This is a genomic window from Antribacter sp. NEAU-D49, assembly GCF_057158775.1.
Genome location: NZ_JBXTSN010000006.1, coordinates 66,909 through 92,148, shown reverse-complemented (window position 1 = coordinate 92,148; position 25,240 = coordinate 66,909). Strand labels below are relative to the sequence as shown.

Annotated in this window: 25 protein-coding genes; 19 read left to right on the top strand and 6 right to left on the bottom strand. The window is 70.9% G+C overall.

Annotated elements, in window-relative coordinates:
- The first annotated feature begins 44 nt into the window (after nucleotides 1–44).
- Entirely contained in the window at nucleotides 45–611 is a 567-nt protein-coding gene (locus tag AC060K_RS07190; RefSeq protein ID WP_483764742.1) for an AAA family ATPase, read from the top strand.
- Nucleotide 612: 1 nt separating this feature from the next.
- On the opposite strand, the gene AC060K_RS07185 is transcribed toward AC060K_RS07190, so the two are convergent.
- Both AC060K_RS07185 and AC060K_RS07180 read right to left on the bottom strand, forming a co-directional pair.
- The gene (locus AC060K_RS07185) at nucleotides 613–1,530 is read right to left on the bottom strand and encodes a phosphotransferase (RefSeq protein ID WP_483764741.1); all 918 of its coding nucleotides are present in this window, start codon (nucleotides 1,528–1,530) and stop codon (nucleotides 613–615) included.
- Nucleotides 1,531–1,535: 5 nt separating this feature from the next.
- Nucleotides 1,536–2,903 (bottom strand): NsdA family TPR-like regulatory protein, encoded by a 1,368-nt coding sequence (locus AC060K_RS07180; protein WP_483764740.1) that lies wholly within the window; start codon nucleotides 2,901–2,903, stop codon nucleotides 1,536–1,538.
- A 335-nt stretch (nucleotides 2,904–3,238) separates the two neighbouring features.
- Between AC060K_RS07180 and AC060K_RS07175 the strand changes: the two genes are divergently transcribed.
- Together AC060K_RS07175 and AC060K_RS07170 are read left to right on the top strand one after the other, a co-directional pair.
- Nucleotides 3,239–3,553 (top strand): hypothetical protein, encoded by a 315-nt coding sequence (locus AC060K_RS07175; protein ID WP_483764739.1) that lies wholly within the window; start codon nucleotides 3,239–3,241, stop codon nucleotides 3,551–3,553.
- On the top strand, nucleotides 3,550–4,677 hold the full coding sequence (locus AC060K_RS07170; RefSeq protein WP_483764738.1) for an HAD family hydrolase: 1,128 nt from the start codon (nucleotides 3,550–3,552) through the stop codon (nucleotides 4,675–4,677). The genes AC060K_RS07175 and AC060K_RS07170 overlap by 4 nt, the downstream gene beginning before the upstream one ends.
- Nucleotides 4,678–5,002: 325 nt before the next feature.
- On the opposite strand, the gene AC060K_RS07165 is transcribed toward AC060K_RS07170, so the two are convergent.
- Genes AC060K_RS07165 through AC060K_RS07155 form a run of 3 tightly spaced genes read right to left on the bottom strand, consistent with a single transcriptional unit; the run spans nucleotide 5,003 to nucleotide 7,553 of the window.
- Nucleotides 5,003–5,854 (bottom strand): FAD-dependent oxidoreductase, encoded by an 852-nt coding sequence (locus tag AC060K_RS07165; RefSeq protein ID WP_483764737.1) that lies wholly within the window; start codon nucleotides 5,852–5,854, stop codon nucleotides 5,003–5,005.
- On the bottom strand, nucleotides 5,851–6,417 hold the full coding sequence (locus tag AC060K_RS07160; RefSeq protein WP_483764736.1) for a cysteine hydrolase family protein: 567 nt from the start codon (nucleotides 6,415–6,417) through the stop codon (nucleotides 5,851–5,853). Before AC060K_RS07160 ends, AC060K_RS07165 begins: the two co-directional genes overlap by 4 nt.
- Nucleotides 6,418–6,419: 2 nt before the next feature.
- A complete protein-coding gene (locus tag AC060K_RS07155) occupies nucleotides 6,420–7,553 on the bottom strand; it encodes a helix-turn-helix domain-containing protein (protein ID WP_483764735.1) in 1,134 nt (377 codons plus the stop codon).
- A 284-nt stretch (nucleotides 7,554–7,837) separates the two neighbouring features.
- Here AC060K_RS07155 and AC060K_RS07150 point away from each other — a divergent pair, with 284 nt between their 5' ends.
- The 4 genes from AC060K_RS07150 to AC060K_RS07135 all read left to right on the top strand — a co-directional run bounded on the left by AC060K_RS07150 (nucleotide 7,838) and on the right by AC060K_RS07135 (nucleotide 11,676).
- Nucleotides 7,838–9,088 carry a methionine adenosyltransferase gene (locus AC060K_RS07150; RefSeq protein WP_483764734.1) on the top strand — a complete coding sequence of 417 codons (1,251 nt, stop codon included), beginning with the start codon at nucleotides 7,838–7,840 and terminating at the stop codon, nucleotides 9,086–9,088.
- On the top strand, nucleotides 9,025–9,981 hold the full coding sequence (locus AC060K_RS07145) for a sulfatase-like hydrolase/transferase (RefSeq protein ID WP_483764733.1): 957 nt from the start codon (nucleotides 9,025–9,027) through the stop codon (nucleotides 9,979–9,981). Before AC060K_RS07150 ends, AC060K_RS07145 begins: the two co-directional genes overlap by 64 nt.
- The gene (locus AC060K_RS07140; protein ID WP_483764732.1) at nucleotides 9,978–10,772 is read left to right on the top strand and encodes a nucleoside/nucleotide kinase family protein; all 795 of its coding nucleotides are present in this window, start codon (nucleotides 9,978–9,980) and stop codon (nucleotides 10,770–10,772) included. Before AC060K_RS07145 ends, AC060K_RS07140 begins: the two co-directional genes overlap by 4 nt.
- Before the next feature lie 88 nt (nucleotides 10,773–10,860).
- Complete coding sequence (locus AC060K_RS07135) at nucleotides 10,861–11,676, top strand: nucleotidyl transferase family protein (protein ID WP_483764731.1); 816 nt, start codon at nucleotides 10,861–10,863, stop codon at nucleotides 11,674–11,676.
- Nucleotides 11,677–11,726: 50 nt separating this feature from the next.
- Here AC060K_RS07135 and gltX read toward each other — a convergent pair whose 3' ends face one another.
- On the bottom strand, nucleotides 11,727–13,133 hold the full coding sequence (gene gltX / locus AC060K_RS07130) for a glutamate--tRNA ligase (RefSeq protein WP_483764730.1): 1,407 nt from the start codon (nucleotides 13,131–13,133) through the stop codon (nucleotides 11,727–11,729).
- 721 nt (nucleotides 13,134–13,854) lie between these two features.
- Here gltX and AC060K_RS07125 point away from each other — a divergent pair.
- The 12 genes from AC060K_RS07125 to AC060K_RS07070 all read left to right on the top strand — a co-directional run bounded on the left by AC060K_RS07125 (nucleotide 13,855) and on the right by AC060K_RS07070 (nucleotide 25,240).
- Nucleotides 13,855–14,448 carry a hypothetical protein gene (locus AC060K_RS07125; RefSeq protein ID WP_483764729.1) on the top strand — a complete coding sequence of 198 codons (594 nt, stop codon included), beginning with the start codon at nucleotides 13,855–13,857 and terminating at the stop codon, nucleotides 14,446–14,448.
- 353 nt (nucleotides 14,449–14,801) lie between these two features.
- The gene (locus AC060K_RS07120) at nucleotides 14,802–15,419 is read left to right on the top strand and encodes a hypothetical protein (protein ID WP_483764728.1); all 618 of its coding nucleotides are present in this window, start codon (nucleotides 14,802–14,804) and stop codon (nucleotides 15,417–15,419) included.
- Nucleotides 15,420–15,445: 26 nt separating this feature from the next.
- On the top strand, nucleotides 15,446–16,108 hold the full coding sequence (locus AC060K_RS07115; protein WP_483764727.1) for an SAF domain-containing protein: 663 nt from the start codon (nucleotides 15,446–15,448) through the stop codon (nucleotides 16,106–16,108).
- Between the two features lies 1 nt (nucleotide 16,109).
- Complete coding sequence (locus tag AC060K_RS07110; protein WP_483764726.1) at nucleotides 16,110–16,991, top strand: CpaE/TadZ family protein; 882 nt, start codon at nucleotides 16,110–16,112, stop codon at nucleotides 16,989–16,991.
- Nucleotides 16,988–18,565 (top strand): TadA family conjugal transfer-associated ATPase, encoded by a 1,578-nt coding sequence (locus tag AC060K_RS07105; RefSeq protein ID WP_483764725.1) that lies wholly within the window; start codon nucleotides 16,988–16,990, stop codon nucleotides 18,563–18,565. The genes AC060K_RS07110 and AC060K_RS07105 overlap by 4 nt, the downstream gene beginning before the upstream one ends.
- Nucleotides 18,565–19,404: a type II secretion system F family protein gene (locus tag AC060K_RS07100; protein ID WP_483764724.1), complete on the top strand. Its 840-nt coding sequence runs from the start codon at nucleotides 18,565–18,567 to the stop codon at nucleotides 19,402–19,404. Before AC060K_RS07105 ends, AC060K_RS07100 begins: the two co-directional genes overlap by 1 nt.
- Nucleotides 19,401–20,312 (top strand): hypothetical protein, encoded by a 912-nt coding sequence (locus AC060K_RS07095; protein ID WP_483764723.1) that lies wholly within the window; start codon nucleotides 19,401–19,403, stop codon nucleotides 20,310–20,312. Before AC060K_RS07100 ends, AC060K_RS07095 begins: the two co-directional genes overlap by 4 nt.
- A gap of 79 nt (nucleotides 20,313–20,391) precedes the next feature.
- Nucleotides 20,392–20,610, top strand: a complete 219-nt coding sequence (locus tag AC060K_RS07090) for a hypothetical protein (protein WP_483764722.1) — start codon at nucleotides 20,392–20,394, stop codon at nucleotides 20,608–20,610.
- A complete protein-coding gene (locus AC060K_RS07085; RefSeq protein ID WP_483764721.1) occupies nucleotides 20,585–20,980 on the top strand; it encodes a TadE/TadG family type IV pilus assembly protein in 396 nt (131 codons plus the stop codon). The genes AC060K_RS07090 and AC060K_RS07085 overlap by 26 nt, the downstream gene beginning before the upstream one ends.
- Complete coding sequence (locus AC060K_RS07080) at nucleotides 20,977–21,411, top strand: TadE/TadG family type IV pilus assembly protein (protein WP_483764720.1); 435 nt, start codon at nucleotides 20,977–20,979, stop codon at nucleotides 21,409–21,411. Before AC060K_RS07085 ends, AC060K_RS07080 begins: the two co-directional genes overlap by 4 nt.
- Nucleotides 21,408–21,827, top strand: a complete 420-nt coding sequence (locus AC060K_RS07075; RefSeq protein WP_483764719.1) for a TadE/TadG family type IV pilus assembly protein — start codon at nucleotides 21,408–21,410, stop codon at nucleotides 21,825–21,827. The genes AC060K_RS07080 and AC060K_RS07075 overlap by 4 nt, the downstream gene beginning before the upstream one ends.
- Nucleotides 21,824–25,240 (top strand): LysM peptidoglycan-binding domain-containing protein, encoded by a 3,417-nt coding sequence (locus AC060K_RS07070; protein ID WP_483764718.1) that lies wholly within the window; start codon nucleotides 21,824–21,826, stop codon nucleotides 25,238–25,240. The genes AC060K_RS07075 and AC060K_RS07070 overlap by 4 nt, the downstream gene beginning before the upstream one ends.

The following is a 25,240-nucleotide window of genomic DNA, read 5'->3' as shown; positions in this document are numbered from 1 at the left end:
AGTGGCCCGAAGCGCGGTCCGGTGCGGCCAGCTACCGTGAGGACATGGATCCCGTGCGCTTGAGTAGGCCCGCGGTCGGCATCCACACTCGCCTGGTCATCGTCCGCGGACCTTCCGGGTCGGGCAAGAGCACCATCGCCCGCGAGCTGCGCACTCGCATGGGTCGGCACGCGGCGCTCGTCGAGCAGGACTACCTACGCCGCACGGTCCTGTGGGAGAAAGACACCCCGGGCGCCCTGAACATCTCGCTGATCGACACCGTTGCCCGCCACGCGCTCGAGGCCGGGTACAGCGCGGTCGTCGAAGGCATCCTTCACGAACCTCGATACGGCGACATGCTTCGCGCGCTCGTCCGGGACCATCAGGGAGCCAGCGTCGTCGCCCATCTCGACGTGCCGTTCGACGAGACCATCCGCCGGCATGCCAGCCGACCTCAGGCCGCAGAGTTCACTCCTGAGGAGATGGCGCGATGGTGGGCACCGGACGATCGGCTCCGCATCGACGGCGAGATCATCATTGGCCCTCAGATTACGGTCGAGCAGGCCGTCAACCGCCTCCTGGGAGCCCTCGAGGACACCGCCAAGCAAGCCCCTTCTGATCTACCGACCTGACTCACGTGTAGGCGGTCCAGACCGCGTCGTCGTCGCAGGCGCGGAACGTGTCGAACCGGTGGCGCCATTGCTCGCGGATCGTGGGGCTGATCTCCAGGACTGGCAGGACGCTGCAGACGAGCTGGAACTCACGGATGCGCCGGAAGACCGAGAACCCGGGCCACGTGAGGATGTCCAGGCCGTATCCCTCGGCGAGCTGGCCGTGGTAGTCGATCGGGTAGCGGAAGCGAAGTCGTCCGACGGCGGCTGGTGTCAGGTCCCACTCGCGGGGCCCGGTTGCTGTGGCGTCGAAGTCGCAGAGCACGGGGCCGGCCGGGCCCGCGATCAGGTTGCCTGCGAACACGTCGCCGTGGATGGGTCCAGGGTCGAGCAGATAGTCGACCTCGGCCAGGTCCGCTTCGAGTGCGTCGGCTGTCTCCGTGAGGAACTGGTGCTCCGCCGCAGTGAGCACGGTCTGGGACGCTAGGCGGTTGCGCATCGCGCCGATCTGGTTCCACACGGGCAGGTCCGTGGGAGCGCCGGTCAGGTCGTGCAGACGGCGGATGATGCGGCCGAGGTCGTGTCCGGTGGGGCGTGGCCCGACGTCGGGCACCTGGTGCCAGAGCGTGACCGCGTGCCCGTCGATCGTCAGTGGTTGCGGCACGTCACCGAGCAGGCGGACCGTCGGCATGTCGTTCTCCGCGAGCCAGCGGGCGGCGGACACGACGGTCTGGGCTCGGCGTCCGACGGCTTCGGATCCCGCGATGCGTACGACGTAGGGGTCGCGGGCCAGGGCGTAGACGGCGTTGTTGGTGAACTTGATCAACCGGGCTCCGGTCGGGTCCGCTCCGACGAGTTCGCAGGCCTTGGCCAGGACGTCACGCGGCCAGTCCGGTGTGGAGGGTGCAGTGCTGGTCTCGTGGGTGGTGCTGGTGGTCATTGCTCTCATCCTGCAGCACGCAGCTGCGCTACCTGTCGGCCGAGGTCGGTCGCGTCGGGGAAGGTGTGGTTGCCGGTCTGGATCTGCAAGGGCTCGAGGCGGTCGATGGTGCGCACGGAGTGCACCGTCCGGGCGGCTTCCACTGCCTCGTTGCCCCGCGCGATGCCGTCGTCGTAGGCACCCAGGCGCAGCTGTGCGACCGACAGGGCTGTCAGCTCGAACACCCGGTTCCGTGCCATGTCCTGGCCGCGGACGTTCAGGGCTGCGTCCAGGTGCTCGGTGGCGGTTGTCAGCTGGGCCTCGGAGGCGTCGGGCAGGGCCGTCAGGGTGACGCCGATCATCGCGTTCAGTCCGGTCTTGCTGAAGTACCGAACCCAGCCCGCCTGCGCGGGGCCGTCGGCGTTGCTGAACTCGTCGGCGGCGCGGGTCAGGTACCTGTCCATCTGCTTCGAGTCGCCGAGGTAGGCATACGCCCATGCCTCGTTCGCGCACAGCATGGCGACGGTGACCGTGCAGCCGGAGTCCTGCGCGGCGATCTGGCCGAGCTGGAAGAACCGCAAAGCCTCGACGTACATGCCGCGGTGAAGGTGCAGCCGGCCCATCCGGTACAGGACGTTCGCGGTCAGTGACGGGTGGTCGGCAGCCCTGGCCTGCTCCAGCGCCCGGGAGAAGTGCCTTCGTGCGACCGAGTACATGCCGACGTCGAACGAGGTCCACCCGGCCAGGTTGTGCAGGTCGGCCAGCGCGACGAGCAGGCCTCGGCGGGTCTCGTCGCTGGCCTCGGCCCGGAGAAGCTGCTGTGCCCAGCGGACCTGTGCGGAGATCGCGTCCCGGCAGGCGCCGCCGCCGTGCTGGTAGTCCACTGCTCGCATCGCGGACGTCAGCGCCGTCAGGTGCGCGACGTCCGCGACACCGATCCGCTCCGGTGCGGGTGCCACCTGCCCGTCCACCGGCTGCCACCACGATGCGACCTCGGCGACGTCGGTCTCCATCGTGACGTTCGCCGCGTGCGAGAGCATCCGCCGCGCCTCGGTGCGCTCGTCGACGTCCGTCGAGACGCTAGCCACCGCCAGGTCCAGCGCGACCTCAGTCGACTCGTCGTATGCCAGGCCCATGTACCCGCGCGGCACGCCGAGCCCGTCAGCGATCCGGACCAGGACGTCGTGCGCGAGGACCTGCCTGCCCTTGAGGATCTCGTACACCTCCGACGGCGACTGCCCCGCCCGGCGCGCGATCGACCGCTGGGAGACCCCCGCACGCTGGAGCAGCTCGTAGACCTGCTTCAGGTCACGGTGTGCGAGCGCGAGGCGCATCTCACGGCGCTCCCACACGCCTGGACTGATCGGTTCGTGGACGTACGGGTCGACGTTCATGGCTCCCCCAGGTCGCCTGGACTGAGTTCAGCGTATGGGCTGCCCGCCCCGCACGGGAGGGCCCCTCGAGCATTGCCCGGTGAAGGCGACTAGCCGCGCTAGTCCCCTCCGGGCGCTTGGTGAACGGGCTACCGCCGCGTCTCCGCATGCTGCCGCTCCCCGGCAGATCGTTGGCCTACGCCCACAGCCGGGCCGCCCACCGCTGATCCTCGACCCGGCGCGAAGGCGGACTGTGGCGGCCCGCGATCACCGCGGACCGGAACCGACGGACGGCGCCGCCGCCCTCGTCTCGAAGGGGAAGCGATGAACGTGCAGAACACTCCAGGAGCCAGGCCATGAGCGCCCCGGCACCGGTCGCGGTCGGCTACGTCGCCGGCGCGGAGACCGCCGGCCAGCGCAAGGCCGTGGTCGACTACGCCGCCGCCGAGGGCATCGCCCTGGCCGAGGTCATCACCGACCAGGCCGACACCATCACGATCACCCAGATCGTCGAGGCGACGGCCCTGCACGAGGCGAAGCTGCTCCTGCTGCCCGTCGACGCCCCGCTGTGCCTGGCCCATCGCGGGATCCAGCACTCCCTGGCCAAGCTGGGCGCGACCTGCCTCGTGGTGCCCACCGGCAACGACACCGAAGGGCGGGCCGAGGCGTGACCACCAGGACCACCACGATCACCAGGCGCCTGGTCGCGCTCGATGTCGACGGCACCCTCGTCGACACCCGCGGGCTGGCCTCCGCCGCGACCCACCAGGCCGTCGGGCTGGCCCGCGCCGCCGGGCACGAGCTCGTCCTTGCCACCGGCCGGTCCCTGGCCGGCTTGCTGCCCGTCGCCACCGCTCTCGGCCTGACCGGCGGGTGGGCCGTCGGGTCCAACGGCGCCCTCCTGGTCCGGCTCGACCCGACCGCACCGAGCGGATACATCGTCACGGACGCGCACCTGTTCGAGCCACGCCGGGTCGTCCGCCGCGCCCAGGAACTCGTGCGCGGAGTCGTGATCGCCATCGAGGACGTCGGCGTCGGCTGGCGCGTCTCAAGGCGCCTGCCCGACGGCGCCCTCAACGGCCCCCAGACCCTCACCTCCGTGGCCGACCTGTGCGCCACCCCGGCCACCAGGGTTGCCCTGGTCGGGTCCGGCATCCGCCGCTTCACCGACGCCCTGGCCGCGACCGGCGCCACCGTCACCGCAGCCGGCTCGGACTGGCTCGACGTCGTCGGGCCCGGGGTCTCGAAGGCGACCACCCTGGACCAGATCCGTCAGGAGCTCGGGCTCCCGGTCGAGGCGACCGTCGCGGTCGGTGACGGGATGAACGACTGCGACATGCTCGCCTGGGCCGGACGCGGCGTGGCCATGGGCCACGCAGCAGCCCGGGTCCGGCACGCCGCCGACGAGACCACCGGGAGCCTGACCGACGACGGCGCCGCCACCGTCCTACGCTCCCTGGTCCCGCAGACCGCCCTCGACCCCAGCCTGTCACCCCTGGCCGCCCAGCTCGCATCGGCCGTCGACTCCAGCCCCTCACCCGTGACCCTGCGCGTCTGGCACGGCACAGGGCCCGCCCTGACGAGCGTGACCGCCTGGCACCTGGACGACGGCCCCTGGCGCACCCACGCCCCCATCCCCGCCGGAACCGGAGCCACCATGCGCGACGTCGAGAACGCCGCCACCCAAGCCGGACTCGCCTACCCCGCCGCCGACATCGCACTACGCGCCCGCTGGCGACGCACCACCCTCACCGACGCACCCACGTCCTACGAGCTCCCCCTGTACCGCGACTGACTGTCGCCCACAAACTCGCGACCGGGACCCCTCCCCACTCCCCAGCCCGGACGCGAGCCCGCCGGCCCCTCGGCGGGACACGGGCCGGGACCAACCGCTCTGGTGGTCCCGGCCCGTGTGCGTTCCACTCAGCGGTCGACAGCCACCTGGATCGTCGTCTGGCGATGGGTCCTCCGTGGCGTTCAGCGAGGTCGTCCCCGCCCTCAGCGAGACCGCTGGTACACCACCCGGTCGCACCCCGCTCCATTGAAGTCCGGGGTCACAACGACGCCGTCGACCGTCACGGGTGCTGGCACGTTCTCGAAGCCGAGCGACGCCAGGACTGTCATGGCGTTTGTCGGCTGGAGTAGTACGCGCTGAGCGCTGCCTCAGCTCCTGATCCCATAGCGGTCTGGATTCGCTGCCCACGTGCTGATCGCAGGTCGCCTGCGATGTGGATCCGGGGATGTTGGGCGTCGGGTGGGCAGTAGCCGTGGGCGGCGGGCCGGGTGCCCTCGATCGTGGCCGGCATGGCGCCGAGGTTCGCGAAGACCGTTGCCTTTCCTGGCTCGGCGCTCCGTCTCGCCGGGTCAACGGAGTGGTGTTCGACCTGTGTGAGCGTGACGCGCGCGTCGTTCCTGACTTCGTGGGTCTTGTACTCGTCAGCAGGCGGGTACAGGACCTTGAGCCGCACGTCGAGATCGGGGTGGGCGCGCAGGAACGTCCCGAGTGGCCGGTCAGCACCAAGGACCTGCCAGGTCGCGCCGCCCGCGTGTGCCGGGTCTGCCGCCCAGAGCGGAGTCAGGACCGTTCCGGGCGGTGCGGAGAGCCAGTCCACGTCGTCGGGCTGGGCGGGACGCACACCGGTGGCGACAACGGCGTGCCGGCCCACAAGCGTCGTGCCGTCGGCGAGGTCGACGGTGACGTCCTGGTCCGATGGTCGGACAGCCTTTGCCGTGGCACGGATGACGACGGCCCCGCTTCGGGCGACGTCGGCGATGATCGCCTCTGCCAGGTCCGGGCCGGTGCTGTGCCCGCCGAGCACGTTCTGGATCGTCGGGATGCGCCACAGGGCGCCCCCGATCTCGGAGCCCGGGTCGACGAGCGTGACGGTCATGCCGACGGACGCCGCCATCACTGCGGCAGCGCACCCGGCTGGTCCGCCTCCGAGCACAACGAGGTCGACGCTCGTCGTCATGCGGGGGCGTCAGTCGGAGTGAGCCGGGAGAGCAGTTCGTCGACGGTGAGGAGCTGGTACTTACCGATGAGCCGCCGGGCGACGGTCAGACCGGCGTCATGCACAGGGGTACCGGCGTCGCTGGCACAAGCGTCGGTCACGATCCATGGCCCGTACCCGTGCTCGAACGCGTCGACAGCCGACTTGAGCACACAGCTCTCCGTGGCGACCCCGCAGAAGACGAGGTCGGTCCACCCGTGCTCGGCGACCAGGGCAGCGCCCTCCGTGCTGAACAGCGTGTAGCCAAGCTTGTCGACCACAGGGCTGCCGTCGGTGAGTGCAGCGATCTCCGGGGAGAGGTCGGTCTCGGGCGAGTCGACCAGCCGGGTCCACCGGAAGTACTTCTCGTACGCGCTACCCGCCTCGTTGAAGAACCGGGTGAACACCACAGGCAGCCCCCGGGCCGTCCACTCCTGGATCAAACCGACGACGGCTGGGGTCACGTGCCGGCTGTGGTGGTTGAGGAACCCGTTCTGCATATCGATGACGACCAGCGCCGGGCGGGTCAGGTGGTTGGTCTGCATGTTTACCGCCCCTCGTCACGCAGGGCAGCCTGTGCCCCGCGAAGGATCTCGGTCAGTCCGCTGGTCTTCACGATGGTCTCTCTCATCAGGCAGTGCTGGGACGTCTCCAGCGGACGGGCGGTGGTCAGGCGGGCCTGAGCGGCACGGAGGAATCTCCAGCCGTACTGCTCGGGCACATCGGGGTCGTGTCCGTCCTCGACGGCCGACTGCAGGTGGGTGGCATAGCACCACATGGCTTGGACGAGCACTTCGATGGCGACGAGCTCGTCGACGGTCAGGGCACGTTCGGGTGCAAGGGGGTGATACGAGATCCCGGACCAGCCGACATAGCCTGCCGAGACTCCGTGGACTCCTATCGCGGCGACGTCCGGATGCGTGAATCCCGACTCGAGCAGGGCTCGTTCGGCGGCCGCGCCGAGCGACACGATCCGTTCCGGATCGGACCGGTCCACAAGGGGCGACGGGGTCGCTGCCAGCTGAAGTGCGCTCTCCAGGACTGCAGGGTCCCAGGGCGTCGTGTGCATCCAGTAGGCGGAGAAGACATAGGGCGGTCGCAGCGCGCTTGGGTCGTTGCTGGCGAGCAGGTCGGCAAGGGCGTGAGCGGCCCAGCTGGGGTCGGTGCGGTAGGTCTCGTACCGCCAGACCGCGAGGTCGGCGAGACTCGGCGATGTCTTCGGCTCGACGATGTGAAACACCACGACCCCGCAGGGGTGGACGTAGAGGGTGCATCTGTCTGCCGCCGGGTGGTCCACGGCTGCCGATCCGAGGTCAAGAACGGTCTGCGGACGAGTTGTCCCAAGCCGCTTCATGAGCCGGTCGGCCTGGTAGTGCCCGATGAAGGCCGGCATGAACTTGTGCGAGTCGAGGTGCAACGACTCCGTCCCGCGGCCGGGTGCCTGCCGGGCGCCGGAGGTCTGGAATCGTTCGCTCTCCTCGGGTGTCGCTCGTTCGAGTGCGGTGTCCAGAAGCGCCTGCGTCTCGGGTCGCGGGTTGTACGACGAGCCGCCGGACTCCCATTTGGCGACCGCCCGGTCGCTCACGCCCAGGTGCTCGGCGAACTGACGCTGCGACATTCGCAGCGCCTCGCGCAAGAGCCTGGTCTCCCGACCTGTCCACCGGTTCACGGTGCCCGTCATCGTCCCCCTGCCACAGCGATGTGCCGAGCCGCTCGCCACGACAGTTCAGCGACCGTTCTGCACTGGTTCGGCAATGGTGCCCGACACCGCGCCTCGCGGTCACGCCGACATGCCCTGGCAACGCGCTTAGCACATCGGCGCAGGTGAGACGGCCAACAGGGTTCAGTGCAGGTTCGGCGGCGGTGCTGTTCCAGGTCGTTCCGGGTGCCCGGTATGTCCGTGACGCTGATCACACGTGCTCGCCGGTGGCGGACACGCCCACGACACCTGATCGAAGGAGCACCATGATGCGCACCGCAGTGGAGAACCGCGCCGTGAGCCCGGCGCACGAGGCGGAGTTCGAGGTCGTCGAGCGCAAGGGCATCGGGCACCCGGACTCCATGGCCGACATCCTGGCCGAGGAGTTCTCACGCAGGTACTCACGTTTCGGACTTGACCACCTCGGCGTCGTGCCCAACCACTGGGTCGACAAGGTGGCGCTGATCGGGGCGGGGTCCACGGTGGAATACGGCAGCTTCACGGTGAACAAGCCCATCAGCGCGTACTTGTTCGGCAAGCTCACCCTGGCTGTGGGCGAGACCGTGCTACCGATCGAGGAGATCTTCCGGACCGCCACCGACGACGTCCTCGTCGAGGCGACACGCACGGGCGCAATCCTGGAGCACGTCCGCTACACAGTGGAGAACACCAGCGGTACGGCGCTGGACCACCCCCGCGCGTTCTACGCCCCCACCAGCGCGGCCCAGGTCGAGCCCGCCACGGAACTGCGGGCGAACGACACGGCGTTCTGCGCAGCCCACGCACCCGCGACACCGACCGAGCTGCTCGCGATCGCGCTGGAGAACCACGTCAACAGCGAGGTGTTCGCCCGTACGTTCCCAGCTGCTGGATCGGACGTGAAGGTCATGCTGCTGCGCGGCGAGACCGGGCTCGACATCACAGTCTGCCTCCCGTTCCACCCGGCGCTCACACCGACCGGCGAGTCGTACCGGACGATGGTCGCCTCGGCCTACGAGCACATCGTCGACACCGCCTCCGCGCTGGCGGCGTCGCTCGGCATCAGCGAGGCAGTACGCGTGGCGGTCAACACGAAGGACGCCGCTGGCGGCGCCTACCTGGCGCCGTTCGGCACCTCCCTCGGCAAGGGCGACTGCGGGCTGGTGGGACGCGGGAACAAGGCCGACGGCGTGATCGCGTCGTCCCGCTCGGCTGGTGTCGAGGCCCTGGCCGGCAAGAACCCCGTGCACCACACCGGCAAGCTCTACACGCTGGCCGCCTCGCGCATCGCCGACCGCCTGCACGCCGAGCTCGGGCTGGTGAACGAGACCGTACTGATGTCCCGCAACGGCGACCTGCTGGACCAGCCCGCCTTCGCCGGCGTGCGGCTCGCCGGCCGTGCTACGGCCGCGCAGCGGGCCGCGGTCGACGAGATTGTCCGCGACACGATCGACCGCCTGGACCTCCTGACGAAATGGCTGCTGGAGACCCCTGCGGTCGAGCGGTTCCGCGACCCTCGCGTGCGCGTGGCCGGTTGATCATGGGCGACCTCCGCGAACGTGACGTCATCCTGATCACTCTGGACTCATGCCGGTACGACACCGCCATGCAGGCCAGCACACCGAACCTTGACCGTCTCGGCCCGGTGCACCGAGCTGAGACAGCCGGGACGTTCACCCTGCCTGCGCACGTCGCCTTCTTTACCGGGCTCATCCCCGCCCCGACCCAGGGCAAGCACCTATTCAGCGGCGTGCCGTACGACGCCGTGTGGCGGTCCGCGGCCGCGCGTCCGTCGGCTCAGCGTGTTGCCGTCCCGTTCACCGGCCGCATGCTCATGGACCACTACCGACGCAGCGGCCACCGCGTGCTGGGGGCGGGCGGCGTCACGTTCTTCGACCCGGAGGAACCCGCGAACTGGATGCCGAGCCTGTTCGACGAGTTCCGGTACTTCGGTCGACCGAACCGCACCGCGGTACGGTCACGGATCCGCGACCGAGGAGACGACCTGACGCTCTCCCATGTCGACGAGCTGGCCGACGCCTGCCTCGCCGGTGGCCCGTTCTTCCTCTTCCTCAACTGCCCCAGCACCCACATCCCGTACACCACACCCCACTCGCCCCTGGACGACGAGAAGGAGAAGCTGCTCGACCGCCTCTATTCCCTGCATGACTCGAAGGCGTCCTCCTCGGACGCCTTCACCACCGAGGAACTCACCACACTGCGGCAGATGCAGATCCATGCCCTGCAGTGGGCCGACCACCAGCTCGGACGGCTCTTCGACCAGGTGGCCCGCCGTGAGCCGTTAGTCGTGGTCTGTGCCGACCACGGTGAGGAGTTCGGCGACGGCGGCCGGTACGGACACGGTCACCCGCACCCCACAGTCACGACCGTGCCCCTGTGGTCCGGGCTCCTCACGCCGAAAAACCGATGAAGACCCCGGCCGGCGACTGGATCGCCGACACCGTGCGTCTCGCCCGGCGGCTGCCGGACGACGTCGCCACCACGGTCCTGGCCGAGCGGTATCTCGAGCACCTCGGATGGACACGCACCACATCCCGATCTGTGCCCTGGATCGTGTTCGACGGCCCTTCAGCCGTCGGCAAGGACACCCAGATCGGTCTCGTCGCGCAAGCTCTGCGTTCGACAGGGTTGACCGTCTACGTGGTCGGCGGAACGGGCGCCGGGACCGAGCTGGGGCCCTTGATCGGGCGGGTCGTCACACGCAACATCGGGGTCGCGGGCGGGTCGCGATGGGTGGCCGACTATCGGATCAAGTCAGCGGCATGGTCGGCCATGCGGCAGCGGTCCACCGGGAGCGCCGACGTCGTGCTGTGCAACCGCGGGCCCCTCTCCCAGGCGGTCTACTCCGCCATCGCGGGCTGCCCCAGCCTCCTGGACAGCGCCCGGCTCGCCGCAGACACCGACGTCCGCCCAGGCGACCTGCACCTGCTGCTCTCCTGCCCGGACGAGCTGGTGGTCCACCGGGCAAGCGCACGCATCGCTGCTGGCGAGAAGGTCGGTCGTGCCGTCGACACTCCGGCGTTCTGCCGCGCAGCCAACCAGGCGTTCCACAGCCTCGTCCCGACTCTGCCCTGGGCCCGAGCCGTGGACGTTTCCGGCAGTCGGGAAGAGAACCTGGCCGCGATCATGCGTCTGGTTTGCTACGCCGTCGGATCGGGCACGAGGGGCAGATCCGAAGGGGTGGATGCCGGTGCCTCGTGAGGCGTGGACCGGAAGTTGCGCGATCGCCAGGATCGACGGGCCCGTCGTAACGCGGCTCGGCGTCTCCCCGCATCACGAGTCATTTCAGGTGGGCGCACTGCGCACCCACCTGCTCACCGCGGCGATCGCCGGTGCAGCGGCCCAGTCCTCAGGGACCGAAGCACGCGTGCACCTTCGCTGGGACGACACCAACCCCGCACGCGCCACGGCGAAGCACGAGGCCCATCTCCGGGCGGAGCTCACCGGCGTGGCCGGAGTCCCGCTCTCCTCCACCGATCACCAGTCGGAGCACCAGTCAGCTCACCAGGCGGCGGCCGAACGGCTCACTGCCCTTGGCCTGGCCCGAACCGAGAACGGCTGCTCGGTCCTGGACGTCACCGCGGTCGACTCCTACCTTGACGCCGCCGGCATCGACGTCCGAGCGATGCTGCGGGCTCGTCTCGTCCACCTCGACGAGGTCCCCGACCCGCAGCACCAGACGGTCCGGCTCACCCGGTCGGACGGGACCGCGCTGTGGCATCTGGCAACCGTGGTCGACGACCTCGAGTCCGACGTCAACCTCGTGGTCCGCGGAACCGACAAGATCGACGCCACGGCGATCCAGGAACGCATTCGGGCCGTACTGGCGCCAACCCGGCACGTGGCCTACATCTTCCTCCCCCGCATGCGCCCGCCCGCCGGGGCACCGAAAACACGGGTCCACGACGTCCTCGCGGCCGGTATCGACCCCGCCACGCTTCGGTGGTTCCTCGCCGAGAACTACATCGTCGGTGACCAGCCCCCAACGACCTTCGACGAGGTCGTCGATCGCCTACGTCCCGTCCTGCCGAGAGCCAGGGACTCGACGCTGGACCTGCACCGGCTCCGGGCGATGAACCGGCAGGCGACCAGTACGGCAGCCTAGACAGCTCGGTGGCGGCGACCCGTAGGGGTCGCCGCCGCCGGGTTGTGGGCTCAGGCCAACTTCGCCGCCGCGACCGCCAGCCGCTCCAAGGTCCGCTCCCGGCCCAGGACCTCCATGGACTCGAACAGCGGGAGCCCCACACGCCGACCGGTGATCGCCACCCGCACCGGTGCCTGCGTCTTGCCCAGCTTCAGACCGAGGTCTGTACCGATGGACTCAAGGGTGGTCTTGAGCGCATCCGCGGTCCATTCGACGTCCGCGTAGGCGGCCACGGTCGACTCCAGGATGGCCGCCGCGTGCTCGGTCCCCACCGCCTTGGTCCATGCGTCCTCGTCGGTAGCCGGCTCGTCGAGGAACAGGAAGTCGACCATGGGCACGACCTCGGACAAGAGCACGATCCGGGTCTGCACCAGCTCAGCCACCCGCGCGAATACCGCAGGGTCGTAGGCAGTGGCTGGCCAGGGGGCGTCGTCGGAAGTCAGCCACGGCTGGACCGCCGAGAAGAAGTCCTCCAACGACATGGCGCGGATATAGTCCCCGTTGAACGCCTGCAGCTTCTTCACGTCGAAGAACGCCGGGGACGGGTTGACGTCCTCCAGCCGGAACTCGGCCACGATCTCGTCCCACGGCACGATCTCCCGGTCGCCCGACGGCGCCCAGCCCAGAAGCATCAGGTAGTTCCGCATCGCCTCGGCGAGGTAGCCCTCAGCGCGGAAGTCCTCCAGCGCGACCCGGTCTCGCCGCTTCGACAGCTTCTGCCGTGCCTCGTTCACCAGAACTGGGGCGTGCGCCCAGATGGGAGGCTGCGCCCCGAGCGCCTCCCAGATCAGCTGCTGCTTCGGCGCGTTCGGCAGGTGCTCCTCAGCACGCATCACGTGCGTGATGCCCATGATCATGTCGTCCACAACGTTGGCCAGGAGAAACACCGGCGACCCGTCGCCGCGAGCGATGACGAAGTCCTCGAGTAGCGCGTTCTCGAACTCCGGCTTGCCGCGTACCAGGTCCACCACGACCGTGGTGCCCTCGTCCGGGGTGCGGAACCTGATCGCCCGGCCCGGCGCAGCCTCCAGGCCACGGTCCCGGCAGAAGCCGTCATAGCCCTTGTGGCTCGACCCAGTCCGCGCGATCACGTCCTCGCGTGCACAGTCGCAGTAGTAGGCGCGCCCGTTGGCGAGGAGCGTGCTGATCGCCTCGCGGTGCTTACCGGCGTAGTCCGACTGGAACAGCGGCCCCTCGTACTGCGACTCGTCGATGCCAAGCCACGCCATCGAGTCCAGGATGCCCTGCACCCACTCCGGCTTACTCCGCTCGGCATCGGTGTCCTCGATCCGCAGGACCAGCGATCCACCCGATTGGCGCGCGAAGACCCAGTTGAACAGCGCCGAACGAGCGTTCCCCACATGGAACATGCCAGTCGGCGACGGAGCAAAGCGCACGCGGATCTCGGGATTAGTCACTGGAAAAGCCTATCGTCGGCAGCGAAGTCTGGGCCGGTCCCAGATCCGATCGGGTCCCACCACGCTAGGACCCGCGGTCCGACCGCAGGGACCACGTGCAGCAGTGGTTCGGCGTTCGTTCGGCGAGACACACGAAGCTACGGCTGTCGCCGCCGATAGGTTCTGCACGGTAGACAACCTGCAACGAGTCGACGGACTTGGCGCCCTCTCGATCCATCCATCGATCCGTCTTCGGATCGAGCACGGCCTCGACACCCGCCGACAGGTTCCCTGGCTCACCTGACCCTCGAACGCACAACCACGACGAGCGGCGTCGCGTGTCGTCGGAGACGAGGTCAGGAAGCCTTCAGCTAAGGCCGACGGGGCGGGCCGTGGGGCTCGACGGACGCAGGGACCTCTTCCGACGGGCTGGCATACAGTCCCGTACCTCGACCAGCGAGCACGTGCACGTTTCTGACCTGCACCGGAACGTTTTCCGCTTGGTGTGCGCGTTTCCCGCCTGCGCGGTATCCATCGATGTCACGTGGCAGTCTCGGCACCGTCGGGCCGGCGTCACCTGGTCCGCCTTGGGAGAGTCTCACTCGAGGACCTCCGACCAATGCGGTTGTCAGCAGGCAAAATCTTGGTGCACTCTTGGAATCGCCGAAAGACAGTTGCTGTGCTTCACGGAGCAACGGCTTTCGCGAAACGAGCGCCCGCACCACTGGCGAGGGGGTCCGTCATGCGAGTCGCACACCGGTTGGCCACTCTCGTGGCCGGAGCGCTGGTGCTGTCGTCGATGGGCGCCTGCACCAGTTCGACAGATCCGGATCCGACCCCGACCGTCTCCGGGTCCATCTCCGCGTCGCCTGCCCCCAGCCCGACCTCGGATCGCGACCGTGCCGAGCAGAGCGCTCGGGCAGCCGTCGACAGGTATTACACGCTCCTTGACGAACTCGCCTCGGATACCTCCCAGCCGCTCTCCCGTCTCGACGAGGGCCTCGCCGGCGACTACCTCGACGCCTGGCGCGCGGACCTCGAGCGCAGTCGCGCCAACGGATGGAGCCAGAAAGGTCAGACCCGCGTCGTCTCGGTGACGACGCAGGGTGTCACCACTTCGCCCGACGGCAGCGCGATCACCGTCTTCGACACCTGCTACGACGTAAGCCAGGTCGACGTAGTCGACGGATCGGGTACGTCGGTGGTTCCCGCCGGGCGACCCGACCGAGGCTGGTCCCGCCTCACGTTGAGCAACTCCGACTTCGCCGAGAGTCCCGACGGCTGGCGCGTCACGGCAGGCGAGACCCTGGAGAAGGACCCGTGCGCCGAACCGTGACGACAGCCCTCGTCGCGCTGGCGGCGACAGTCCTCTGCGCCGAGGCCGCTTCGGCGGATCCTGCGTCGTGCACGCTGGTGAACCCGACGACGGGCACGTGCGTCGTGGAAGCTGTCGATCCGGGCAATGTCGGTGGCGTCAGCAATGACGCTCCGGTCGGCGGCCCGACGCGACAGCCAGCGGCTGGTCCCGACCGTGGGAGCGCTACCGCGCCCGACGTCGAGGGCACGCCCGTCTGCCTGAACGCCGGTCAGCCGGTGCCGTGCTCGACGGACAAGGGGTTCTGGCGGCAGGACGTTGGGTGCTACATCTCGCCAACACCGGCGAACCCGCAGCCGGCGGAAGGCACGGCGATGTGGGAGCACTTCGAGCAGGAGTTCAACAGCGGCCCGGACACGGGGGCGGTGTACCCGTGCTTCGACGCGGCCGGTGCCCAGGTGTCGCTGGTCTACTCGCCGAACCCGCCCGAGGCCGGCCCGCCGCCGCCCTCGCCGGGCGAGGTGGCGCGGCAGGCGGTGGCCCAGATGGATCTCCAGGCGATCCGGATAGGGATCACGCCGGGTCCGGGCGAGGTCGGGATCGTGGGGTTGTCGACGTGGTTGTGGGTCGACGGCGCGGACGCGACGACGTTCGGCCCGATCACGCGGACCGCGACCGTGCGGGGTGTCTCGGTCACCGCTACTGCGCGCGTGCGTGAGGTTGTGTGGGACATGGGCGACGGGGCGGTCGTGAGGTGCGCGTCGGCGGGCACCCCGTACGAGTCCCGGTTCGGCAAGAGCGGGAGCCCGGACTGCGGGCACACCTACACCCAGGATTCCGGTGACCAGCCGGGTAGCACCTTCACCGTGTCTGCGACCTCGCACTGGGTCGTGGAGTGGGAGGGCGCCGGACAGCAGGGAACTATCACGCTCGACGGTCTGACCAGCGAGGTCGCCGTCACGATCGGAGAGGCGCAGGTGCTCGTGAGCTGACGGGCCCGGCGCGGAGGGGGCGACCTATGACGAACACAGCCACCCGACCTGAGGCGGCACCACAGGTGCCGCCCCCGGCCCGCTCTGCGCCGCCGCCGAAGGTCCGACGTCGTCCTGTCGCCCTCCTGCTGGCCGCTGTCCTGACAGTCGCTGGTGCGGTCGGGGCTGGGCTGGCGTGGTCGGCGACGTCGGACGCGCGGGAGGTGCTGGTCGCCGCCCGGACGATCCCGCGGGGCACGGTGATCGACGCGGACGACCTGCGCCGGGTTCGGGTGGGCTCCGGGACCGGGCTGTCCGCGGTCGGCGCTGATGCGGCCGGTTCAGTGGTGGGCATGCGCGCCGCGCTGGACATCGCGGCTGGTTCGTCGATCTCGCCGGACGCGGTGACCGACGCCGTGGTCCCGGCGGCTGGTGAGTCGATCGTCCCGGTCCCGCTGACCACCGAGCTGGGCACGCGCCTGGCGCCCGGGGACAAGGTCCGGGTGGTGGTCACGCCGTCGACACCGCAGACCGAGCCCGGTGGCCTGCCGGCGTTCTCCGAAGGGGAAGTCGTCACGGTGCACGTGGACCAAGCGACCAAGCAGACGGTCGTGGACGTCCTGCTCCCGCATGAGGAGGCGCTGGAGCTGACCGGTGGCCTGGCGGCCGGGACTGCGCAGCTGATCCTGGATTCGCGAGAGGCGGGCTGAGATGGCCGTCATCGCGCTGTGCTCCGCGCAGGGTTCACCCGGGGTGACGACGACGGCGGTCGGTCTCGCCCTGGCGTGGCCGCGTCCGGTGCTGCTCGTGGAGGCCGACCCGACTGGTGCGTCCGGGGTTCTGACGGGCTGGTTCAAGGGCGCCCGGGACTACGAGGCAGGGTTGATCGAGCTGGCGTTCACCGCAGAACCGGTCGCCGACCTGCTCCCCCGCGTCGCTGTCCCGCTCGACGAGGCCGATCCGGAGGCGCGGGCACGGTTCGTCGCCGGGCCGCGGTCGCACGTGCAGGCCCGGGGTCTGGGTGACCTGTGGTCACCGCTGGCCGCTGCGTTGGCGGGTCTGGACGAGACGGGGCAGGACGTGCTCGTCGACGCGGGTCGTCTGGGCGCGCCGGGCGCCCCCGACCCCCTGCTGGCCGGGGCGGACCTGACGCTGCTGGTCCTGCGTGGGCACCTGCCCGCGGTGGCGGGTGCGCGGGCGTGGGCGGAGCTGGTGCGTCGTGACCGGCTCTGGGCCAACCCCGGCCTGCTCGTCGTTGGCCCGGGTGACCCGTACGGGCCGCGGGAAGTCTCCCGGGTGCTGGGGCTGCCGGTGCTCGCCACGTTGCCGGACGACCCGGACGGCGCCGCCGTCTACCACCGCGGGGCTCCCCCGCCGCGCCGCTTCGAGACCAGCGGCTACCGGCGTGGACTGACTGCGGCGGCGGACGTGCTGCTGGCCGCGGTGGCTCGCGGCCGCGGCCAGGCGCCGTCGGTCAAGGGCCCGGTCGTCGCCGCTCTGCTCGAACGTGCCGCCGTCCTGCGCGGTGGCGGCCGGGCCGACGACGGCGCGGACCCGGCGAGGCCGGACGAGAACGAGGAGGCGCGGGCGTGACGACGATCCAGGACCCCGGCGACCTGACGGACATCGACCTCGCCGACACGGATTCCGCCGGCGTCGACCCTGCTGATGTGCCGTTCCTGCGCACCCCGGCCCCGCTCGAGGTGCCGACCGCTCGCGGCCGGACGAAGCCGGACGCGAACCCCTGGAGCGCCGCTGCCCCCGCACCAGCACGAACCACCGAGCCGGGTTCACCGTTCGCGGACCTCAGCCCCGCCGGTGAGGGCGTGATCCGTCTCGGGCCGCCGGTCGACTGGAGCGTGGTCCAGCTGTTGCGGACGCGGGTCTCGGAGCGGTTGTCGCACGTCGTCTCGACGGCGTCCCCGGCAATGAGCGCCCGGGACAAGGAGCAGGCGGGCAAGGACATCATCGTCGACCTGATCGGTGAGCATGTCGCCGACCAGGTCGCAGCTGGTCGGCCGCGCCCGACCGCGCCGGCGCAGCAGGGGCTGGCGCGGGCCGTGTTCGACATGGTGTTCCGCCTGGGCCGGTTGCAGCCGTTGATCGAGGACGACCGGGTGGAGAACATCCTCGTGTTCGGTCACGACCGCGTGATCCTGGAGCTGACCGACGGCACCCTGGTCCCGGGCCCCGCGGTGGCCGACTCCGACGAGGAGCTGGTCGAGTTCGTCTCCTTCCTCGCCTCCCGGTCCGAGTCCAGCGCCCGGGCGTTCTCCGAGGCGAGCCCGGAGCTGCACCTGCGGCTGGACGACGGGTCGCGACTGACCGCGATCGCCTGGGTGACCCCGCGCCCGCAGCTGCGCATCCGCCGCCACCGGCTGGTGGTCGTGGACCTGGACGACCTGGTCCGCCTGGACCTGATGCCCCGGCTGGCCGCGGGATTCCTCGCCGCGGCCGTGCGGCAAGGACTCTCGATCGTGGTGTCCGGGTCGCCAGGGTCGGGCAAGACGACGGTCGTGCGAGGCCTGTGCGCCGAGATCGACCCCGAGGAGCAGATCGTGACCGCCGAGTCCGAGGCCGAGCTCTTCCTCCAGGAGCGGCTGCCCTACGTGCTGCCGATCGAGGCCCGGCAAGGCACCGGGGAGTACGGACCGGACGGGCGGCAGGCCGGGGAGTACACCCTCATGCAGGCGGTCATGGCCGCAGTCCGGCTAAACGTGCAGCGCACCATCGTCGGCGAGGTCCGCGGACCGGAGGCGTTGCCGCTGCTGCTGGGGATGCAGAACGGGACGGGATCGATATCCACGACCCACGCCCGCGACGCCGGCGCGGTGATCCCCAAGCTGGTCAACTGCGCCCAGACCGCCGGGCCGCAGTACTCCCACGCCACGTTGACCGACGCGTTCGCCGCGACCATCGACCTGGTGGTCCACCTGCAGATGAAGGTCGTCCGCGGCCCGGACGGCACGAAGAAGCGGGTGCGGCGGGTCGCCGAGATCGTCGCCGTCGAACCCGGGGACTCCCCCGGGACACCGGCCACGACACACGTGTTCAAGGCCGGGCCCGACGGCGTCCTGCGCCCCCACGTCCTACCGGACCCGCTGCGCGCTCTGGCCGGCGACGGGTTCGACCTGGCCGCGTTCACCGCCGAGCAGGAGGTGGCCTGATGGAGCTCGCCGTCCTGTCGGGGTGCCTGCTCGGCCTCGCCGTCTTCTTCCTGGTGGCGTGGTGGTACGGGTGGGACCTCCTCCCCCGCCGTGCGGCCCGCCGCCGCCCCGCGCGCCTGACCCGCGTGTCGCAGCGGTCCTGGGTCCTGGCGGGTGCCGGCCTGGCGGCGGGGGTGGTCGGGTGGCAGGTCACCGGGCTGCCGGTCCTGGTGGTCGTGGGGCCGCTGGCGGCCGTCGGGCTGCCGTGGCTGTTGTCCGACCCGGTGCCCGCCCAGCAGATCGCCCGCCTCGAGGCGCTCGAGGAGTGGACCCGGTCCCTGTCCGGGGTGCTGGGGTCCGGGCAAGGGCTGGAGCACGCGTTGATCGCCACGGTGCGGTCCGCGCCGCGACCGATCGCAGGCGAGGTGCAGCGCCTGGCCGGGCGGATCGCGTCCCGGCACGACACTGCCGGTGCGCTGCGGGCGTTCGCCGAAGAGCTCGACGACACCACCGCCGACCAGGTCGCCCTCCAGCTCATCACCGCCTCCCGCAGCCGCGGCGGCGGCCTGGTCGCCCTGCTGACCCGGATCGCGGAGTCGGTCGCCGACCAGGTCAAGGCGCGCCGCCAGGTCGAGGCCGAACGCGCCAAGTCCCGCGCGTCCGCCCGCTGGGTCACCCTGATCTCCGCGGTCATCCTCGGCGCGCTGACCCTGACCGGGGACTTCATCGACCCGTACCGCACCCCCGCCGGGCAGCTCCTCCTCCTGCTGCTGCTCGCCGCCTACGTCGGGGCGCTGCTGTGGATGAAACGGCTGTCGGCCGGGCCCAAGCCCGTGCGCCTGATCGGGGGCCGGTCATGAGCCCGCTGGCGTTGGCGATCTTCTCCGGTGCGCTGGTCGGCCTCGCGCTGGCGGTGCTCGTGGTGCGGCTGCTGCCGGCGCACGTCGACCTGGCCGAGGCGATCGGCCGGGTCACCCCGGCCCGGCACCCGGGCCGGACCACGACGACAGAGGCGGCCGGGCCGCCGTCGGACCGCACCGAACGCCTCGGCGCCTGGGCCACGCGGACCCTGCCCTCCGCGGTGTGGGCGCGCACGCCGCGCCGTGAGCTCGCGCTGCTGCAGATCCCCCTCGCCCGGTTCTACGGGGAGAAGGTCCAGTTCGCCGTCGTGGGGCTCCTGATGCCCCAGGTCATCGCCGCCTGCGCCACGGTCGCGGGGCTACCCGTGGCCGCCGTCGTCCCGGTCGGGGCGGGGCTGCTGCTGGCCGTGGTCCTGTTCTTCACGCCGAACTACAACGCGCACACCGGCGCCGCGGTGCTGCGCGGCGAGTTCCGTGTCGCGCTGGCCGCGTTCGCCGACCTGGTCGCGCTCGAACGCGCCGCCGGGTCCGGGGTGCGGCAGGCGATGGAGAACGCCGCCAGGGCCACCGACACCCGCGTGTTCGTCCGCCTGGCCGAGGAGCTGGCGCGGTCACGCTGGTCCGGGCTGCCTCCGTGGGACGCACTGGCCGGGCTGGCCGACGAGCTCGGGCTGCCCGAGCTGCATGACATCGCCGACGTCCTGCGCCTGTCCGGCGCCGAAGGCTCGGCCGCCTACCAAGCCCTCGCCGCCCGATCGGCAGGGCTGCGGTCCGCGATCCTCAACGACGACCTCGCCCGCGCCAACGGCCTCGGCGAGCAGCTCGCCATCCCCGGCTCGCTGCTCGGCGCGGTGTTCATCGTCCTGGTCATGGCGCCGTTCCTGCTGCGGATGACCGCGAGCACCTGACAGGAAGGAGTCCCCACCGAGAACCCCGGTGGCGAGCCCCGGCCCACCACCACAGCCCCCCACGCAAGGAGTGATCACCATGCTGTACCTGCTCACCACCCTGGCCCTCCTCGGCCACCGTCTGCACCACAGCCTCACCGACCGTTACCAGCGCGCCCTGGCCGCCGACCGCGACCCGGAGGAGGGCGCCATCACGCTCGAGCAGGTCATGTGGGTGGGCATCGCCATCGGGTTCGTCACCCTGGTGGCCGGCGCGATCAGGACCTACCTCGATGCCCAGGTCGGCAAGATCCAGTAGCCGGTCCGAGGCCGGCTCCGCCACGGTCGAGATGGCAGTCCTGCTGCCGATCCTCCTGGTGCTGCTGTTCCTCGGCGTCCAGGCAGCGCTCCTGCACCAGGCGCGCAGCCTGTCGATCGCCGCTGCCTCCACCGGGGCACGCGCTGCCGGAGCCGAGCACGGCACCGCGGGCGCCGGGATCGCCGCCGCCGAGGCGTTCCTCGCCGGGACCGGCGACGACGTGTTCAGCACCTGGACCGTGGAGGCGACCATGACCGACACGACAGCGAGGGTCACAGTCACCGGCGTCTCCCTGTCGATCGTGCCGTTCTGGACCCCCGAGATCCGGCACAGCTCCACCGTCGCCCGAGAGGAGGTCACCGCCCCATGAGAAGACGCCCCGTCCACGACCCCGAGTCCGGGTCGGCGACGATCGAAGCGGTGATCATCGTGCCCGTCCTGGGGCTCATGATCATGCTCATCGTGTTCGGCGGCCGGGTCGCGATCGCGCACCAGTCCGTCCAGACCGCCGCGTTCCAGGCAGCGCGCACCGCGTCCCTGGCCCGCGACCCGGTCCAGGCGCACGACGACGCGGCGACCTCCGCACATGCCAGCCTGGCCGACCAGGACATCCGGTGCACGGCGACCGACGTCGCCGTGGACACCACCGGGCTGACCACTCCCGTCGGCACCTCGGCGAGCGTGTCCGCCACGGTGACCTGCCACCTCGACGTGTCCGACCTCGGCCTGCCCATCCCCGGCAGCCGGACCATCACCGCGACCATGACCTCCGCGGTCGACCAGCACCGGGAACGACCATGACACCCCGCAAGAGCTCCGAGGACGGGTCGATCAGCACCTGGGCCGTGCTCAGCGCCGTCGTGCTCGCGCTGTGCGTCGGGCTCGCCGTCGACCTCGGCGGGCAGATCCACGCCAAGCAGCGCGCCCACGACATCGCCGCCGAAGCGGCCCGCACCGGCGCCCAACAGGTCGCCGCCGAGGCCATGACCGGCGGACCACTGACCGTCGACCCCGCCGGCGCCTACTGGGCTGCCACCGACTACCTCACCGCGTCCGGCGTCACCGGCACCGTCGAGACCAGCACCGACCAGGTCACCGTCACGGTCCACGAGACCTACGAGCCTGTGATCCTCGCAGCCGTCGGCATCGGCCCCCTGAACGTCAGCGCGACAGCCTCGGCACACCTGGTCCGCACCGTCGGAGGGAACCGCTCATGACCACCACCCGGCCCCGGCCCGACCACCCTGTCCAGCGCCCGGCACCCGCGGCCGGCCGGCCGGGTCGGGCTGCCGCTGTGCTCGCACTGCTTGGCCTGGCCGGGCTGCTGGCCGGCATCCCCTACCTCCTGGTCGTCGCGCACGAGTACCTGTGGACCGTCACCACCTGGGACGACCTGCGCCTGCGCCTGGACTCACCCGACAACGGCACGCTGCTCGCGATGAGCCTGATCGTCGTGCTCTGGGGCGTATGGGCCTGGCTCACCGTCACGGTCCTCGTCGAGATCGTCGCCGCCCTGCGGCACGTGCCCGCGCCCCACCTGCCCGGGCTCCCCCAAGCCTTCGCGCGCCGCATCGTCGCCACCGCCCTCGCCCTCGCCGCCGTCCCTGCCGTCACCCAGTCCCCGGGCACGGCGCACGCCGTCGTCCAGACCGCACCCGAAACCGGCGCCGGCACCGGCGCGGCGCCCGCGCCCACCGTGCTCGGCTCCACTCTGCTTGATGACGCTAGCGACGCTCATCTCGGTCGTTCGCGCTCTACGCCTGTCGGCGCCGTAGATGACGGCGGCCCGGTGACCGACGGCGACCACGCCACGGCGTCGGGCAATGACGCTGCCGGCATCCCGCCGACGCCGGCTCCTGCGTCGGTCGAGCATGTCGTCCAGCCGGGCGAGACCCTGTGGCGTATCGCCCGCGAGCAGCTCGGCAATCCCCGACGGTGGACCGAGATCGCCGACCTCAACCCGCACCTGGCTGACCCCGACTTCCTCACACCTGGCCAGACCATCCGGGTCCCCGCCGCACAGGCACCTGCTACCGAGGTTGCCCACGTCGAGGCACCCCGGACGACGACCTATACCGTCCAACCCGGCGACACCCTCTCCCAGATCGCGCTGGACACCCTGGGTGAGGCCGACCGCTACCCCGACATCGCCGGCGCTTCCTCCGGCACCGTCCAGCCTGACGGTGACCGGCTCACCGACCCTGACCACATCGAGCCCGGCTGGACGTTGACCGTGCCGGGCGCCGCGACACCGGTATCCGACCCTGTCGAAGACGTCACCGGGCAGGTGGCTGACCACACCGCGCTGCCGCCCGCCGACGTCGACGCACCCGCGGACACAGACACAGACACGGGCACGGACGCTCCGAGCGACCATGGCGGGCGCGACGGCGAGACCGGCGGCGCCACGAACGGCACGGGCACCGCGAGCCCCGGGAGTGCGCCGTCGGCGGGCCCTTCGCCGCGTGCAGGCGGGGAGGCACCGAGGAGCACCGAGGTGCTGGATTCCACGGTCGGTAGTGAGGACACCCCCGCCACGGATGAGGATGCGCCGGCTCCGTCGTGGCTCCTGCCCGGTTTGGCATCCGGCGGCGCGGTCCTCGCCGCCGGCCTGCACCTGGCGATCACTCGAGGGCGAGCACGCCAGGAACGACTGCGGAGTCCCGGACGGGCCGTCGCCCCGATCCCGCAGGAGACCGTCAGCGCGGCGGTCACCGCCCGGGTCGTAGGCGGCCGGCGGGCACCTGACGTCCGCCGGCTCGACGCCCTGCTGCGCGAGTTGGCCGGACCGAACCTGCGCGACCACACGCCTCGCCCGGTACTGGTCGCCGTGGAGCTCGCGGACGACACAGCGACAGTGCACCTCGCGACACCGGCGCACCTTCCCCAGCCCTGGGAGGGCGACGGCGTCCGCTGGTCCGCACCCCTCCGGTCCGCTCCCGAACGCTCGGACGAGCTGGTCCCGTACCCGATGCTCACCACCGTCGGGCAGCACGAGGACGGGACCGCGGTGCTCCTGGACCTGGAGCACCTGCGCACCGTCACGGTCACCGGTGACGCCGAGGAAGTCGCGGCCTTCGCCCGGCACGTCGTGGCAGAACTCGCGCTCAACCCCTGGACCGCGAACCTCACGACCCACGTGGTCGGGGTCGCCGAGGGCGCCGGAGCCCTGTCGCGCCACCGCGTCGTCGAGGAGCACGACGACGCCTTCGCGACAGACATCGGGGTCTACGTCAAGGAGTCGGCCGAGGTGACCCCGGACGGCGAGGACCACGAGGAGTTCCACATCGTCGTGGCCGCAATCCCGATGCCCGGCATCACCGAGTTCGCCGACGACATCCGCAAGCACCCCGGGCGGTCGAGCGCTGCCGTGATGAGGATCGCCCAGCCACCCCGCGGCGACGATGTCGAGCTGCGGATCGAGGGCGGGCGGCTGTACGTCGACGCACTGGGCATCGACGTCGACGCCGCACGGATGAGCAGCCAAGAGCTCGAGGCATGCACGAAAATCGTCGCCTTCACCCGAAACCCTGCCGACGTCCCGAACTCGCTCGTCGAGCACGCCACCGGCACGGACACCTCAGACCAGCCAACCACCACGGCCCCCGAGGCCGAAGACCCCCCGCTGGTTCGGACGACGGACAGGCCGGCCGACGCCGCCACGGCGGCCGGTGACCGGTCGCTGCTGCCCGAGCCCGACGAGGTCTACACCGCCCGCACCGCGAACACCCGCGAGGACCTCGCCCGGCTCGCACCGGTCGTCCAGCGCCCCAACGACGCCCTCGAGCCGGACCCTGATCCTGGGCTGGATGACGACCTGGCTGACTGGTACGAGCCAGCGTGCCGGCGCCCGCGCCTGGAGCTCCTCGGACCGGTCACGCTCTGGGGACCCGGACCCGCCGACGGGCAGGAAGGCAATGGGCTCCAGCCGCTGTTCGTCATGCTCGCGGCCTACCTCGCGCTCCACCCCCAGGGCGTCACCCTGGAGGACGTCTCAGCAGTCCTCAACGAGAACGTCGACAGTGACGTGCGCAGCAGGCTCTCGGTCCTGCGCGGCTACGTCGGCAACCGACCCGACGGCAAGCCACGCATCGGCCGGGGAACCCCCGGGCGGCCTCGCAAGGGCGTGCCGCCCACGCGCCACCTGTACAAGATCGACGAGATCCTCCTGGACACCGACCTGCTCCGCCGGCTCTACGAACGAGCCCTGCGACGCGGCGCCGACGGGCTTGAGGACCTCGTCGCCGCCCTCGAGCTCGTCCAAGGCGCTCCGTTCACCGTGCCCGAGGAGAAGTACGACCAGTGGGTCTGGGCCTTGCACCACGAGCGGTTCCGTGACGAGTACACCGCCCTGGTCGGCGACGTCGCCCACCTGGTCATCACCCGCGCGCTCCGGCAGGACGACGTTCCCCTCGCACGACGCGCCATCCAGACCTGGAGCACCGCCGACCCCGGCAACGAAGCACTCGCCAAGGACCGCACACTCGTCGAGCTCGCAGACGAACACCCCGAAAAGGCCAAGGAGATCGCCACCGAACTGCTCACCCGGCTCGACGACGAGACCGGCCCGGGCGGGCCCGGCAAGCGCAGCGGTGCGATCGACGCCACCCATCGCGCCGCCGTAGGTTGA